Below are 14607 nucleotides of genomic sequence, written 5' to 3'. Positions count from 1 at the left end.
CGGGCGGCCGGGCGCCACGTTCTCGCTCCCCGTACGCGCCCGTCCGCAGCCGCCGGACGGCCGGGCGGGGCCGTGCAGGGTCGTCCCCGCAGCGGTTGGCGGCGATGGTGGGCACCCGATCGAGGAAGGGCGCCCCGCCGACCGCGTGGGGGTCCCCCTCTGGGGGAGAGTCGAGCCGGGAGGGGCCACGCCCCCACCCCCGAGCCGCATGCGCTGCCCCAGCACGGGCACCGTGCCCGGCGGCCCCGGCCGCTGGGGCCGTGCCCCACCCGGGGGACCGGGAGCGCCGCCCGGGGGACCGGGAGCGCCACCCGGGGGACCGGGAGCGCCACCCGGGGGACCGGGGGCCTCACCCGGAGGACCGGGAGGCCGCCCCCGTTACAGGTTGCCGCGCTTGGCCTGCTCGCGCTCGATCGCTTCGAAGAGCGCCTTGAAGTTGCCCTTGCCGAAGCCCATGGAGCCGTGGCGCTCGATCAGCTCGAAGAAGACCGTCGGCCGGTCCTGGACCGGCTTGGTGAAGATCTGGAGCAGGTAGCCGTCCTCGTCGCGGTCGGCGAGGATCTTCAGCTCGCGGAGCTCGTCGATCGGGACGCGCGTGTCGCCGACCCACTCGCCGAGCGTGTCGTAGTACGAGTCGGGGACGTCGAGGAACTGGACGCCGCCCGCCCGCATGGTGCGTACGGTGGCGACGATGTCGTTCGTGGCGAGCGCGATGTGCTGGACCCCGGGGCCGTTGTAGAACTCCAGGTACTCGTCGATCTGCGACTTCTTCTTCGCGATCGCCGGCTCGTTGATCGGGAACTTCACCTTCTTGGTGCCGTCCGCGACGACCTTGGACATGAGCGCGGAGTACTCGGTGGCGATGTCGTCGCCGACGAACTCCTTCATGTTGGTGAAGCCCATGACCTTGTTGTAGAAGGCCACCCACTCGTTCATCCTGCCGAGCTCGACGTTGCCCACGCAGTGGTCGATGGCCTGGAAGGTGCGCTTCGCGGGCGGCTCGACGATCGGCTTGGCGGCGACGTACCCGGGGAGGTACGGGCCGTCGTAGCCGGAGCGGTCGACGAGGGTGTGGCGGGTCTTGCCGTACGTGGCGATGGCGGCGAGGACGACCGTGCCGTGCTCGTCCTTGAGCTCGTACGGCTCGGTGAGGCCGGTGGCGCCCTGCTCGACGGCGTACGCGTACGCCTTGCGGGCGTCCGGCACCTCGATGGCGAGGTCGATGACGCCGTCGCCGTGCTCGGCGACGTGCTCGGCGAGGAAGCGGCCCCAGTCGGTGGACGGCTTGATGACGGAGGTGAGCACGAACCGCGCGGCGCCGTTGGCGAGGACGTAACTGGCGGTCTCGCGGTTGCCGTTCTCCGGTCCGGAGTAGGCGACCAGCTTCATGCCGAAGGCCGTGGAGTAGTAGTGCGCGGCCTGCTTGGCGTTGCCGACGGCGAAGACGACCGCGTCCATGCCCTTCACCGGGAAGGGGTCGGCCTGCCGGGCGGTGTCGGGGGTGTGATCGATGGTCTCAGTCATGGCGGCAGGCTCTCTCCGATTGGCAAGGTGCGCAATAGTTTGTGATTCCACTGGTCAATCTGTGCAATGAGTGGGCACCATGGGCGGGCGTTCTGTACAGGATGACCACCCGGAGGCCGTCATGGCGATCGATCATCTGGACGGCAGGCTCATCGCGCTGCTGGCGCGTGAGCCGCGCATAGGCGTGCTGGAGGCGTCGCGCCGGCTGGGGGTGGCGCGCGGCACGGTGCAGGCCCGGCTGGACCGGCTTCAGTCGAACGGAGTCATCCGGGGGTTCGGGCCCGATGTGGATCCGGCGGCGCTGGGATATCCGGTCACGGCGTTCGCGACGCTGGAGATCAAACAGGGGCAAGGCGCCGATGTGCGCGAGCACTTGGCGGAGGTGCCGGAGGTGCTGGAGCTGCACACGACGACCGGCCACGGGGACATGCTGTGCCGACTGGTGGCCCGGTCGAACGCGGATCTTCAGCGGGTGATCGACCGGGTTGTCGGTTTTGATGGCATCGTGCGGGCCTCCACGGCGATCGTCATGGAGAACCCCGTGCCTCTGCGGATCATCCCGCTGGTGGAGCAGGCAGCGGAGGAGGAGTAGGGGAGGAGCGCGCGTGGGCTTCTGGGAGTACCTGGTCACCCGGCACCAGCAGCTGTTCACGGACGCGTTGCAGCACGTCAGCGCCGTTTTCCAGTGCATGGTGATCGCCACCGCGGTGGGGGTGCTGATCGCACTGGGCACGTATCGCAGCGGGTGGGCGGGGAATCTGGCGATCACGTCGACGGCGACGGTGCTGACCATTCCGTCGCTGGCGCTGATCGGTCTGCTGATCCCGGTGGTGGGGCTGGGTGTGCCACCGACGGTGATCGCGCTGGTGCTGTACGGGCTGCTGCCGATCGTGCGGAACGCGATCGTGGGCCTGCGCGGGGTCGACCCGGCACTGGTGGACGCCGCGAAGGGCATCGGGATGTCCAGGACCGCCCGGCTGGTGCGGGTGGAGCTGCCGCTGGCATGGCCGCCGATCCTCACCGGGATCCGGGTGTCCACGCAGATGCTCATGGGCATCGCCGCCGTCGCCGCGTACGCCTCGGGGCCGGGGCTGGGCAACGAGATCTTCCGGGGGATCGCCTCGCTGGGCAGCGCCAACGCGATCAACCAGGTGCTGGCGGGGACGCTGGGGATCGTGGTCCTCGCGCTGCTCTTCGACGCCGCGTACGTACTGCTGGGGCGGCTGACGATTCCGAGGGGGATCCGTGGCTGAGGCGTCGGGCGCCGCCATTGAGCTGGAGAACCTCTCCAAGCGCTACCCGGGCAATCCGAGCCCGGCCGTGGACGACGTGTCGATGGAGATCAAGGCCGGGGAAACGGTGATCTTCGTGGGACCGTCGGGGTGCGGCAAGTCGACCACCCTGAAGATGATCAACCGGCTGATCGAGCCGTCGTCGGGGCGGATCCGGATCAATGACGAGGACGTCACCCGGATCGATCCGGTGAAGCTGCGCCGGAAGGTCGGGTACGCGATCCAGTCGTCGGGGCTCTTCCCCCATATGACGGTCGCGGAGAACATCGCCCTCGTACCGAAGATGGTGGGCTGGTCGAAGGCGAAGGTGCGCGACCGGGTCGAGGAGATGCTGGATCTGGTGGGGCTCGATCCGAGGGAGTTCCACGGGCGCTATCCGCGCCAGCTGTCGGGCGGGCAGCAGCAGCGGGTGGGGGTGGCGCGGGCGCTGGCGGCGGATCCGCCGGTGCTGCTGATGGACGAGCCGTTCGGGGCCGTCGATCCCATTACGCGTGACCATTTGCAGGATGAACTGATCCGGCTGCAGCACGAGTTGCACAAGACGATCGTGTTCGTGACGCATGACTTCGACGAGGCGATCAAGCTGGGCGACCGGATCGCGGTGCTGCGGGAGCGTTCGCACATCGCGCAGTTCGACACGCCGGAGGCGATCCTGACGAATCCGGCGGACGACTTCGTGTCGGGTTTCGTGGGCGCGGGGGCCGCTTTGAAGCGGCTCAATCTCACACGCGTACGGGAGGTGGAGATCGCCGACTTCCCGACGGTGTCGGTGGACGATCCGTTGCAGACGATCTTCAACCGGCTGCGCAGCGGGCTGCACAACGAGCTGCTGATGCTGGACCGGCGCGGGCGGCCCTACAAGTGGCTGCGGCGCGGCGACCTGATGCGGGCGAAGGGCTCGCTGGCGCGGGCCGGGCAGCTGGTGCACGACACGGTGACGCGGGACGCGACGCTGCACGACGCGCTGGAGGCGGTGCTGATCGACTCGGCGGGGCGGGTGGCGGTGACGGGGCGGCGCGGGGAGTACATCGGGGTCGTGGACATGGAGACGCTGATGAACTCGGTGCACGAGATGCTGGAGGCGGACCGGCTGGCCGCGATCGAGCACCAGCACGACCTGGAGGAGATGCGCCACCACCGGACCGAGGTGGAGTTGGAGGGCGGCCAGTGACGTACGAGGTCGAGGAGGAGGCTCCCGCGCCGCCGTCCGGCCCCGTACGAAGGGGGCGCGTTCCATGGCGGAAGCTGGTGGTCATGCCGGTCGTGCTGGCCGTGGTGCTGGTGGTGACGTACGTCTGGATCAGCAACGCCAGGCTGGACACCATCGCCGAGAACTCGCTGGCGGGCGGGAACGTGCAGTTGCGGCTGTGGCAGCACGTGAAGCTGACGGCGATCTCCACCTTCTGGGTGCTCCTCATCGCCGTTCCGCTCGGTATCGCCCTGACCCGGCGGGGCCTGAGCCGGGCCGCTCCGGTGGCCACGGCTGTCGCGAACGTCGGGCAGGCGACGCCCGCCATCGGTCTGCTGGCGCTGCTGGTGATCTGGCTGGGCATCGGGCCGTCGACCGCGATCGTCGGCATGGTCGTCTACGCCGTCCTGCCGGTGCTGTCCAACACCGTGGCCGGCCTGCGCGCCATCGACCCGCAGCTGGTGGAGGCGGCGCGGGGCATCGGCATGTCGGCGACCGCCAGGCTGCTGCGGGTCGAACTGCCGCTGGCCGTACCGCTGATCCTGGCGGGTGTGCGCACGGCGCTGGTGCTCAATGTGGGTACGGCGACACTGGCGACGTTCGGCGGTGGCGGCGGGCTCGGGGACCTGATCACGTCGGGCATCCAGACGCAGCGGATGGCGGTGCTGGTGCTGGGTTCCGTCCTGACGGTGGTGCTGGCCCTCCTGGTCGACTGGCTGGCGTCGCTGGCGGAGCTGGCGCTGACACCGCGCGGGCTGGGGGTGGGGTGAGGGTGAAGGTGATGCGGTACGGGCGCGGGGTGGTGTGCGCGGGGCTGGTGCTGGTGCTGGTGCTGTCGGGGTGCGGGCTGAAGAGCGGCTCCCCGATGGCCGACGACGTGCTGCCGGGCTCGGTGGGGCGCGGGCAGCCGCTCAAGGGTGCCTCGTTGACGGTCACGTCGAAGAACTTCAGCGAGAACATCATCCTCGGCCACATGATCGGTCTGATCTTCAAGGCGGCGGGTGCGGAGGTGCTGGACCGGACGAACCTGCCGGGGTCCATCAGCGGGCGGGAGGCGATCATCAAGGGCGACGCGGACGCGATCTACGAGTACACGGGCACGGCGTGGATCACGTACCAGGGCAACCAGAAGCCGATCGTCGATCCGCAGGCACAGTGGCGGGCGGTGCGGGACGCGGATGTGAGGAACGGTGTCACCTGGCTGCCCCAGTCCACCCTCAACAACACCTACACGCTGGCCATCAACAAGCGGAACAACGCCACCTACCGGCTGCGCACGCTGTCGGACGTGGCGAAGCTGGCGCGCAAGGACCCGTCGGCGGTGACGCTGTGCGTGGAGAACGAGTTCGCGTCCCGGGAGGACGGGCTGCCGGGCATGCAGAAGGCGTACGGCATGAACATCCCGGCGGCCAACATCCGCAAGATGGACGCCGGGATCATCTACACGCAGGTCGCGAAGTCGGACACGTGCCTGCTGGGCGAGGCGTACACGACGGACGGCCGGATCAAGGCCATGGACCTGGACACCCTCGCGGACGACAAGAGGTTCTTCCCCAACTACAACGCGGCGCCGTCGCTGCATTCGGCGACGTACGAGAAGTACCCGGCGATCGCGGGGCTGCTGAACCCGCTGAGCGCGCGGCTGAACGCGACGGTGGCGCGGGAGTTGAACGCGCGGGTGGATGTGGGCGGTGAGGATCCGCACGAGGTGGCGAAGGAGTGGCTGGTGAGGGAGGGGTTCATCAAGGAAGGGTGATTCCAAAGGAGTTGTTGCAAAGAAGTGGTTGCAAGCTTTTCTTTGCAACTCTAGGGTGGGGGTATGCCCGAGCCCGAGAAGACGCCCGGTCGCCCGCCGGGCCATGAACTTGATCCCCGCTCCCTGCGCGGCCTCGCGCACCCCCTCCGGATGCGACTGCTCGGCGCCCTGCGCCGGAACGGCCCCGCCACCGCCTCCCAACTGGCCGAGCGACTCGGCGAGTCGAGCGGCGCCACCAGCTACCACCTGCGCCAGCTCGCCACGTACGGCTTCGTCGAGGACGACCCCGAGCGCGGCAAGGGACGCGAGCGCTGGTGGAAGTCGGCCCACTACAGCACCCACTTCAACGCCGAGCTGTACGACGACGACAACCCGGACACCCGTGGTGCGGTCAGCGTCTACCTCCACGAGCTCGCAGGCATCCACACCCAGGAACTGAACACCTGGATCGGCACGATGCGGGACTGGCCCTCGGCGTGGGCCAAGAACGCGGACCTCAGCGACTTCACCCTCCGGCTCAGCCCCGGGCAACTGCACGAGCTGGACGACAAGTTGCACGCGCTGATCAACAGCTACTCCGACGTCGAACCGGACGAAGGCGCCGCCCGCGTACGGGTCCACCTCCACGCCTTCCCGCAGAAGAACGACTGAAGGGACCGATGGCCGCCATGCACCCCGACATCCACCTGCACCTGCACGAACTGCGCGCCGCCGAGTTGAGGGGCCGTGCCCCCCGGCGGCCGGCGCCCCGGCGGCGCACCGCCCGCCCTCTTTTCCGTACGCGACTGGGCTGGACGCTCGTCGAGCTGGGCCTCCGGCTGGTCGCCGCTCCCCCGCCACATACCGCCCGTATCGCGTGAGCGGGCGGCAGCGGCGGCCGCTCGCCGCCGTGCTGGTGGCCAACGCCATATCCATCAGCGGCAATTCACTGACCCTCATCGGCGTCCCGTGGTTCGCGCTCCAGACCACCGGCAGTCCCGGCAAGGCGGGGCTCGTCGCCTTCTGCGCCACGCTGCCCGTCGTCGTCTCGGCGATCGTCGGCGGGCCGGTCATCGACCGGGTCGGCCGCCGGCGCGTCAGCATCGCGTCGGACGCGGTCTGTGCCGTGGCGCTCGCCGCGATCCCGCTCCTGCACTACGCGGGGCGGCTCGACTTCTGGGTGCTGTGCGCGCTGATGGGCGTCACCGGGCTGTTCCACGCGCCCGGCGAGACGGCCCGGCACGTCCTCGTGCCGGACCTCGCCGAGCAGGCCGGGACCACGCTCGCACGGGCGGCGAGTCTGTTCGACGCGGTGTCGCGCGGGGCCCGGATGACGGGGGCGGCCCTCGCGGGCGTACTGATCGCGCTGGTCGGCGCGGAAACGGTCCTGCTGCTGGACGCGGCCACCTTCGGGCTCTCCGCGCTGCTGGTCTTCGGCGGCGTACGCGGGGTGAAGGCCGCCGAACCGCAGCGGGACGCCGCGCCCGTGTCGATGGCGCGGTACCGGGCGGAGCTGCGCGAGGGGTACGCCTTCGTGCTCGGCTCCCAGCTGCTGCTGGGGATCATGCTGATGGTGATGGTCACCAATGGCCTGAGCCAGGGCTGGAGCGCGGTGCTCCTGCCGGTGCACGCCCAGCTCAACCTGGGCGGCGCGGCCGCGATCGGCCTGGTCTCGGCGGTGTGGGGCGGGTGCGCGCTGCTGGGTGCCCTGCTGTACGCGGCGGTGGGGCACCGCTTCCGGCGGCGCACCGTGTTCACGGTCGCGTTCCTGGTCAGCGGGGCGCCGCCGTTCGTCATGGCGGCGATGACGGACAGCGTGGGGCCGATGGTGGTGACCGCGGCGGTCGGCGGGCTGGGCTCCGGGACGCTCAACCCGATCCTGACGACGGTGATGTACGAGCGGGTCCCGGACGCGCTGCGCAGCCGGGTGGCGGGGGTGACCACGGCCGGGGTACTGATGACCACGCCGCTGGGCGGGGTCGGCGCGGGTTACCTGGTGGAGCAGGTAGGTCTCGTACCGACGCTGCTGACGGTCGGCGGGCTGTACTTCGTGGCGACGCTGACCCCGGCGCTCTTCCCCAGCTGGCGGGAGATGGACGCCCCGGCGGAGCCCGCGGCCCTCAGCAGCTCGGGACCTTCTTCCCCTGCTCCAGAGCGCGCAGCGACGACACCGCGTCCTTGAGCGTGGTGACGGGGATGAGCCGCAGCCCCTCGGGCTTCACGGTCTGGGCATCCGCGCACTCGGCCTTCGGTACGAGGAAGACGGTCGCGCCGTCGCGGTGGGCGGCCTGGGTCTTGAGGGACACCCCGCCCACGGCACCGACCGTGCCGTCGGCGGTGACCGTTCCCGTACCGGCGATCGTGCGGCCGCCGGTCAGGTCACCGCCCGAGCCGTCGCCCTGGATCTTGTCGACGATCCCGAGCGCGAAGAACAGCCCGGCGCTGGGCCCGCCGATGTCGGCCAGCTCCAGGTCGACCTTCACCTGTTTCGGGCTCTTGCCGAGGTAGGAGAGGGCGGCCTGCACGGCGCTGTTCTGCGACGCCCGCATCTGGCCGATGTTGCGCTTCTCGATCTCGGCGTCGGACTTGCCGGCCGGGTAGACGGAGTCGTGCGGCAGTACGGCACGGTCGCCGCGGAACCAGCTGTCGACGACGTCGCCGAGGTCCACGTCGACGCGCGGCCCGGTGGCCACGATGGTCGTCATGCGCAGCTCGCCCTCGGTCTTGCGGACGGGTACGCCCGAGATGGTGATCACCTGCCGGCCCTTGTGCTCCCCGAGCACGTCACTGGTCGACCCCGGCTGCGCGAGGGTGAACGGCAACGGCGCGACCCCGGCAGCGACGAGCAGGGCGACGACGGGCAGGGCGCACAGGGCGAGCGCGCGGGGACGCGTGAGACTGGAGAGCACGGTGCCAATCTATCGGCCGGTGGTCGCCGGTCGCCGGGGGGCGGGCGGCCAGCGGGGCGCAGGGCGCCGCTCAGGAACCGGCCGTCCGGCCGGCACAGGGCACTGCCCAGCAGCCGGGCCACCGGCCACGGGGGCGCGACGCTGCTCAGCAACCGGGCGTCCCGGCGCGGCGCGCTGCTCAACAGCGGGCGGCCAGCCCGGCGCACGGCGCCGCCCACCAGCCGGGCACCCGCCCCGTGGGAGGGTGCCGGGCAGCGCCCGGCCGCCCGCTCGGGGCGGTCCGGCCGTCAGCGGAGTGCGTCCGCGACTTCGCGGGCGGCGTCGACGACGCGGGGGCCGACCCGTTCCGGTACCGCGTCCGCGAGCATGACCACGCCGACGCTGCCCTCGACGCCGGTCACCCCGAGCAGCGGGGCCGCCGCGCCGCTCGCGCCCGCCTCCAGTTCGCCGTGCGTGAGCGTGTAGCCGGGCTCGCTGAGCGCGCCCTGACGGGCGGCGAGTATCGCGCGGCCGGCCGCGCCCCGGTCCAGCGGGTGGCGGAAACCGGCCCGGTAGGCCACGTGGTAGTCCGTCCAGGTCGGCTCGACCACCGCGACGGCCAGCGCCTCCGCCCCGTCGACCAGCGTCAGATGGGCGGTGGCCCCGATGTCCTCGGCCAGCGACCGCAGCGCGGGCAGCGCGGCCTCGCGCACCAGCGGGTGCACCTGGCGGCCCAGCCGGAGCACGCCGAGACCGACGCGGGCGCGGCCGCCGAGGTCACGGCGTACCAGCGCGTGCTGTTCGAGCGTGGCGAGCAGACGGTAGACGACGGTCCGGTTGACGCCGAGTTTGTTGGACAACTCGGTGACGGTCAGCCCGTGGTCGGTGTCGGCGAGCAGCTTGAGGACGCGCAGTCCTCGGTCGAGCGTCTGGGAGGTCTCCGCGGTCACGACGCCCTCTCCTTCGGAGTGAGTGACGGCGGACACTCTCAACGGCGGATGCGCCACCGGTCCCATCGGCGACGCACGGAGAGGCCGCCGGCAGGCCATGGCGCACCGGCTGCGCTCCGCGGCGGCGTTGCCACGGGGCGTTTGCATTGCGATTGCCGGGACAGTAGCGAGCGACTCCGCTCAGCGGAAGCCCTCGTCCAGAATCCGGGCGCAAGCGATTGCCGTACGGAGATTTCATCCCGGTATTGACGTATTACTCCCACCGCCTGACCGCCTGGCGCTCAACGCATGCGTGTAGCCCACTCCTGGACCTTCTTGATCCGCTCCCGGATCTGCCCCGCCGTCGCCTCCGCGCTCGGCGGCCCGCCGCACACCCGGCGCAGTTCGGTGTGGATGACACCGTGCGGCTTGCCGCTCTGGTGGACGTACGCACCGACCATCGTGTTCAGCTGCTTGCGCAGCTCCAGCAGCTCCTTGTGCGAAACGACGGGCCGCCGCTCGGCCGGCAGCTCCAGCAGGTCGGCCTCCTCGGCCGGCTTCTGCCTGCTGTGCGCGATCTGCCGCGCCTGCCGCTTGCGCAGCAGCAGCTGCACCTGGTCCGGCTCCAGCAGCCCGGGAATCCCGAGGTAGTCCTGCTCCTCCGCGCTCCCCGGGTGGGCCTGCATGCCGAACTCGGCGCCGTCGTACAGCACCCGGTCGAAGACCGCGTCGGACTCCAGCGCCTCGAAGGGCAGCATGTCCTGCTCGCCGGTGTCCTCGTCCTGCTGCTTGTTGGCCTCGTCCATCTCCTTCTCGGACTCGGCGTACGGATCCTCGTCGGCCCCGTCCTTCTTCGGCTTGTCGAGGGCGTGGTCGCGCTCGACCTCCATCTCGTTCGCGAAGGTCAGCAGGTTCGGGATCGTAGGAAGGAACACGGACGCGGTCTCGCCGCGCCTGCGCGATCGTACGAAACGGCCGACGGCCTGCGCGAAGAACAGCGGCGTCGAGATCGTCGTCGCGTACACGCCGACCGCGAGGCGCGGCACGTCGACGCCCTCGGACACCATCCGGACGGCGACCATCCACCGGTCGTCGCCCTCACTGAACTCGTCGATCCGCTTCGACGCGCCCGCGTCGTCGGAGAGGACGACCGTCGCCTTCGTCCCGGTGATCTCGCGGATGAGCTTGGCGTACGCGCGTGCCGAGTCCTGGTCGGAGGCGATGACCAGGCCGCCCGCGTCCGGGATGCCCTTCCTGACCTCGGTGAGCCGCTGGTCGGCGGCGCGCAGCACGTTCGGCATCCAGTCGCCGCGCGGGTCGAGGGCGGTACGCCAGGCCTGCGAGATGGCGTCCTTGGTCATCGGCTCGCCGAGCTTGGCGGCGACCTCGTCGCCGGCCTTGGTGCGCCAGCGCATGTTGCCGCTGTAGCTGAGGAAGATGACGGGCCGGACGACCCCGTCGCCGAGCGCGTTGCCGTATCCGTACGTGTAGTCGGCGGAGGACCGCCGGATGCCGTCGTTGCCCTCCTCGTACGCGACGAAGGGGATCGGGTTGGTGTCGGACCGGAACGGCGTACCGGTGAGCGCGAGGCGCCGCGTCGCGGGCTCGAACGCCTCCAGGCACGCCTCGCCCCACGACTTGGAGTCACCGGCGTGGTGGATCTCGTCGAGGATGACGAGCGTCTTGCGCTGCTCGCTGCGGTTGCGGTGCAGCATGGGCCGTACGCCGACGCCGGCGTACGTGACCGCGACCCCGTGGTACTCCTTGCTCAGCGGCCCGGCGCTGTAGTCCGGGTCCAGCTTGATGCCTATCCGCGCGGCGGCGGCCGCCCACTGCTTCTTCAGGTGCTCGGTCGGCGCGACGACGGTGACCTGCTGCACGACGTGGTGGTGCAGCAGCCAGGACGCGAGCGTGAGCGCGAAGGTGGTCTTACCGGCGCCGGGCGTCGCGACCGCGAGGAAGTCGCGGGGCTGCTCCTGGATGTACTTCTCCATCGCGGCCTGCTGCCAGGCACGCAGCTTGTTGGCGGTACCCCAGGGCGCGCGGCCGGGGAAGGCGGGTGAGAGGTGATGGGAGGCGGTAGTAGTCACGGTCTCCGATTCGGTCTCTCGGCTGTTACGTACGACAACCGGGCCACCCTACCGGTGCCGTGAACCGCTCCTGGCCCGGACGACGCCGGGCCGGGGCCGGGTGAGACCGGGGTCACAGCGCGAGGCCGCGAAGCCCTTCGGCGATGACCTTCACTTCATCCACCTCACCTGTGGCGACCGCGATGACGAGTCGCTCGGCCGCGTCGATGTCCGGCCGCAGCTGCACACCGTTCATGGCGAGGAAGGTCACGCAAGACAGCCATGCGGTGCGCTTGTTGCCGTCGACGAACGGACGGTTGACGGCGAGCGACTGGAGGAGCGCGGCAGCCTTGTCGACGAGGTCCGGGTATGCTTCCTCGCCGAACATGGCGGCCGACGGCCGGTGCACCGCTGATTCGAGAAGCCCGGCGTCGCGGACGACGACGCCCTGGTCATCGACCGCGCGTTCGGCGATGGCCAGGACGTCTTCCGAGGACAGATAGACGCACGTCACTTGAGGCGCTCCATGAGCTCGTGCCACTTGGCCGCCTGCTCCTTGGCCGTCTTGCGGACGATGGCCTGCTGTGCCGTACGCGCGAGGTAGTCGTCGACCGCCTGCAGCACTATGGCGTGCATGCTGACGCCCTCCTGCTCGGCGCGCTGCCTTATGGCGTCGGTCTGGTCGTCACGGAGGCGAAGGTTCATAGCCATACCAGAACGGTACCAGCACATGGGGTCAGAATGGTACCGGCGTCCACTTCGCCGCCTGCGCCTATCGCACCCCCAACCGCGTCGCCACCCACGCCCCCACCAGCCCCACCGCCGCCATCGGCAGGAACACCGCCGCGAAGGCGACCGGGTGCGAGCCGCCCGCCGAGGCCGCGTGCCCCGCCACCGCGCCGCCGCCCAGGGCCGCGAAGGCCGCACCACCGCCCGTGAGGAGCAGCGCGTTGGTGAGCCCGTCCGAGATCTGGAGGGCGGCCGAGTTCGCGCCCGCCTCCTCCGGTGCCGACAGCTTCAGCAGCAGCACGCTCGTCGAGGCGATGACCATGCCCATGCCGAGGCAGCCGAAGCCCCACGCCACGCCCACGATCCACACCGGTACGGAGTGGATCAGCACGCTGGGCGCCGTCGCGATGGCCGCCGCGACCAGCAGCATCCCCAGCACCATCAGCCGCTCCCGGTACGGCTCCACGCGGGGCCGCGACTGGATGTACGAGCCCAGCGCCCACGTCGCGCCGCCCACCGCCAGCGACAGCCCGGCCATGGTGGGGCTCAGGCCCCGCTCGGTGACCAGCATCAGCGGCACGAACGACTCGGCCGAGATGAACGCCCCCGCCGCCAGCCCCCGCAGCAACACGACCGACGGCAGCCCGCGCGCCGCCCGGTAGGTGCCGCGCGGCAGCAGCCCGAGCGCGGCGGGCACGAGCAGGGCGGCGCCCGCCACCGCCGGGACCAGCGACAACGGGCGGAGGTCCTGGCCCGCGTACTGGAGCAGGCCCGCGCCCAGCGAGATCCCCAGCGCCAGCCGGATACGCCGCCCGTCGAACGGCGCCGGCGCCTCCGGGTCGGTGGGCCCGGACGCCATGCGGCGTATCGCCGGCAGGGCGAGCGCCAGCGGCAGGACGACGAGCACGGGGATGCCGATGAACACCCACCGCCACCCCAGCCGCTCGGTGACCGTCCCGGCGGCGAGCGGCCCCACGATCGAGGGGATGACCCACCCGGCGGCGAACGCGGCCATGATCGCGGGCCGCAGCCGTTCCTCGTACGCCCGGCTGACGACCACGTACAGCGCCACGATCACCATCCCGCCGCCCAGCCCCTGCACGGCCCGCCCGAGGATGAACAGCCACATGACCCCCGCCGTCCCCGACATCAGCAGCCCCGCCCCGAAGGCGGTGATCCCGCCGGTGAGCGGCGCGAGCGGCCCGGCGCGGTCGGACCACTGGCCGGACAGCACCATGGCGAAGAGGCTGGTGGTGAAGTACGCGGAGAAGGCGAACGCGTACAGCGGAACACCGTGCAGCTCCCGCGCGGCGACCGGCATCGCCGTACCGACGGCGGTCGCCTCGAAGGCGATCAGCATCACCACGGAGACGATCCCGACACTGAGCGCGCGGTGCTCCCGCCCGAGAACACCGCCGGGCTTCTGCTGCCCGGCGGTGGATATCCCTGTGCGGCTGCTCTTCAATGCGGTCATGGACTCACCGTAAGTGGCATTCCCGCACGTGGCCCCTGTCCGGGGACGGGACGGTCCTCGTCCCTTGGTCGTACGCCCATGAACACCGTGTGGCAGTCGTATTGCGTGCCTTCCCCCACCGCGCCGGCGCACCCTACGGTCGTACCGGAGCAAGCACCCGACCGTGTGCCCGAGAGGCTCAGGGGCCAGACTGCAACTCTGGTGACGCGGGTTCGAATCCCGCCACGGTCTCTACCGTCTCTACGGCACGAGGGCGCGATCCAGGCCCGCCAGGATCGCGCCCACCGTTCCCTCCACCGTCAGCTCCGACGTGTCGAGCCAGAGCCCGATCCGGGGCGTCTCCTCGCGCAGCCCCCGGTCCAGGAGCTCGGGCGTCCAGCCGCCGCCGTAACCCGTCTTGGCCCTCCCCGCCTCCCGGGAGGCGACCACGCGCGCGTGCGGGGCGAGGACGACGACGTGGAGGGGCCGCGTCCGTACGAGGGCGGTGTACGCGGCGAGTTCGGCGCCCAGCACCACGTCCTGCACGACGGCGGTGAAGCCCTCGTCCGCGTACGCGTGGCCGTCGCGGCCGACAGCCGGTACCGCAGCCGCAGTTGGGCGAGGGCCTCGTCGCCCGCCTCCGGCAGCATGTCCGCCCGCCCCGACACGATCATGCGGCGGAAGACGTCACCCCGTACGTGCGCGGCCCTCGGCAGCCGCTCGGCGAGCGCCTGGGCGACGGTGGACTTGCCGGCGGCCATGACGCCGGTGATGAGGACGACGGCGGACACGAGGGTGT

Annotated in this window: 14 protein-coding genes, 1 tRNA gene and 2 pseudogenes; 9 read left to right on the top strand and 8 right to left on the bottom strand. The window is 71.0% G+C overall.

Annotated elements, in window-relative coordinates; genetic code table 11:
* Positions 1-378: 378 nt before the first annotated feature.
* Positions 379-1524 carry a 4-hydroxyphenylpyruvate dioxygenase gene (gene hppD, locus BKD26_RS00330; protein ID WP_084894483.1) on the bottom strand — a complete coding sequence of 382 codons (1146 nt, stop codon included), beginning with the start codon at positions 1522-1524 and terminating at the stop codon, positions 379-381.
* Between the two features lie 121 nt (positions 1525-1645).
* Here hppD and BKD26_RS00325 point away from each other — a divergent pair, with 121 nt between their 5' ends.
* The 8 genes and pseudogenes from BKD26_RS00325 (at position 1646) to BKD26_RS00290 (ending at position 7922) form a co-directional block, all read left to right on the top strand.
* Positions 1646-2116, top strand: coding sequence for an Lrp/AsnC family transcriptional regulator (locus BKD26_RS00325; protein WP_084895282.1), 471 nt, complete (start codon positions 1646-1648; stop codon positions 2114-2116).
* 13 nt (positions 2117-2129) lie between these two features.
* Complete coding sequence (locus BKD26_RS00320; RefSeq protein WP_084894480.1) at positions 2130-2777, top strand: ABC transporter permease; 648 nt, start codon at positions 2130-2132, stop codon at positions 2775-2777.
* Positions 2770-3987: a betaine/proline/choline family ABC transporter ATP-binding protein gene (locus BKD26_RS00315; protein WP_084894478.1), complete on the top strand. Its 1218-nt coding sequence runs from the start codon at positions 2770-2772 to the stop codon at positions 3985-3987. Before BKD26_RS00320 ends, BKD26_RS00315 begins: the two co-directional genes overlap by 8 nt.
* Positions 3988-3998: 11 nt before the next feature.
* Positions 3999-4775 (top strand): annotated as a pseudogene (locus tag BKD26_RS00310) (ABC transporter permease); the annotation flags it as partial.
* A gap of 11 nt (positions 4776-4786) precedes the next feature.
* Positions 4787-5761 (top strand): glycine betaine ABC transporter substrate-binding protein, encoded by a 975-nt coding sequence (locus tag BKD26_RS00305; RefSeq protein ID WP_084895279.1) that lies wholly within the window; start codon positions 4787-4789, stop codon positions 5759-5761.
* Between the two features lie 63 nt (positions 5762-5824).
* Positions 5825-6412, top strand: coding sequence for a helix-turn-helix domain-containing protein (locus BKD26_RS00300; protein WP_084894476.1), 588 nt, complete (start codon positions 5825-5827; stop codon positions 6410-6412).
* Positions 6413-6429: 17 nt separating this feature from the next.
* Positions 6430-6621, top strand: coding sequence for a hypothetical protein (locus BKD26_RS00295; RefSeq protein ID WP_084895278.1), 192 nt, complete (start codon positions 6430-6432; stop codon positions 6619-6621).
* Positions 6618-7922, top strand: a complete 1305-nt coding sequence (locus BKD26_RS00290; RefSeq protein WP_084894474.1) for an MFS transporter — start codon at positions 6618-6620, stop codon at positions 7920-7922. Before BKD26_RS00295 ends, BKD26_RS00290 begins: the two co-directional genes overlap by 4 nt.
* Here the strand turns inward: BKD26_RS00290 and BKD26_RS00285 are convergent.
* From BKD26_RS00285 to BKD26_RS00260, 6 genes are all read right to left on the bottom strand, one after another.
* Positions 7861-8649, bottom strand: coding sequence for a S16 family serine protease (locus BKD26_RS00285; RefSeq protein WP_084894471.1), 789 nt, complete (start codon positions 8647-8649; stop codon positions 7861-7863). The two genes, BKD26_RS00290 and BKD26_RS00285, sit on opposite strands and share 62 nt — an antisense overlap.
* 287 nt (positions 8650-8936) lie before the next feature.
* Positions 8937-9578 carry a helix-turn-helix domain-containing protein gene (locus BKD26_RS00280; protein ID WP_064072183.1) on the bottom strand — a complete coding sequence of 214 codons (642 nt, stop codon included), beginning with the start codon at positions 9576-9578 and terminating at the stop codon, positions 8937-8939.
* Between the two features lie 281 nt (positions 9579-9859).
* Positions 9860-11647: a DEAD/DEAH box helicase gene (locus BKD26_RS00275; RefSeq protein ID WP_084894469.1), complete on the bottom strand. Its 1788-nt coding sequence runs from the start codon at positions 11645-11647 to the stop codon at positions 9860-9862.
* Positions 11648-11759: 112 nt separating this feature from the next.
* Positions 11760-12140, bottom strand: a complete 381-nt coding sequence (locus tag BKD26_RS00270; RefSeq protein ID WP_084894467.1) for a type II toxin-antitoxin system death-on-curing family toxin — start codon at positions 12138-12140, stop codon at positions 11760-11762.
* Entirely contained in the window at positions 12137-12337 is a 201-nt protein-coding gene (locus tag BKD26_RS00265; RefSeq protein ID WP_084894464.1) for a ribbon-helix-helix protein, CopG family, read from the bottom strand. The genes BKD26_RS00270 and BKD26_RS00265 overlap by 4 nt, the downstream gene beginning before the upstream one ends.
* Before the next feature lie 61 nt (positions 12338-12398).
* Positions 12399-13829, bottom strand: a complete 1431-nt coding sequence (locus BKD26_RS00260) for an MFS transporter (protein ID WP_084894462.1) — start codon at positions 13827-13829, stop codon at positions 12399-12401.
* 159 nt (positions 13830-13988) lie between these two features.
* Here BKD26_RS00260 and BKD26_RS00255 point away from each other — a divergent pair.
* A tRNA-Cys gene (locus BKD26_RS00255) sits at positions 13989-14060 on the top strand.
* Between the two features lie 9 nt (positions 14061-14069).
* Here BKD26_RS00255 and BKD26_RS00250 read toward each other — a convergent pair.
* Positions 14070-14569, bottom strand: a pseudogene (locus tag BKD26_RS00250) (AAA family ATPase).
* Positions 14570-14607: the final 38 nt, after the last annotated feature.

The sequence above is a fragment of the Streptomyces sp. CB03238 genome (assembly GCF_002099185.1).
Taxonomy (GTDB): domain Bacteria; phylum Actinomycetota; class Actinomycetes; order Streptomycetales; family Streptomycetaceae; genus Streptomyces.
This window is presented reverse-complemented; position numbering and strand designations above follow the sequence as displayed.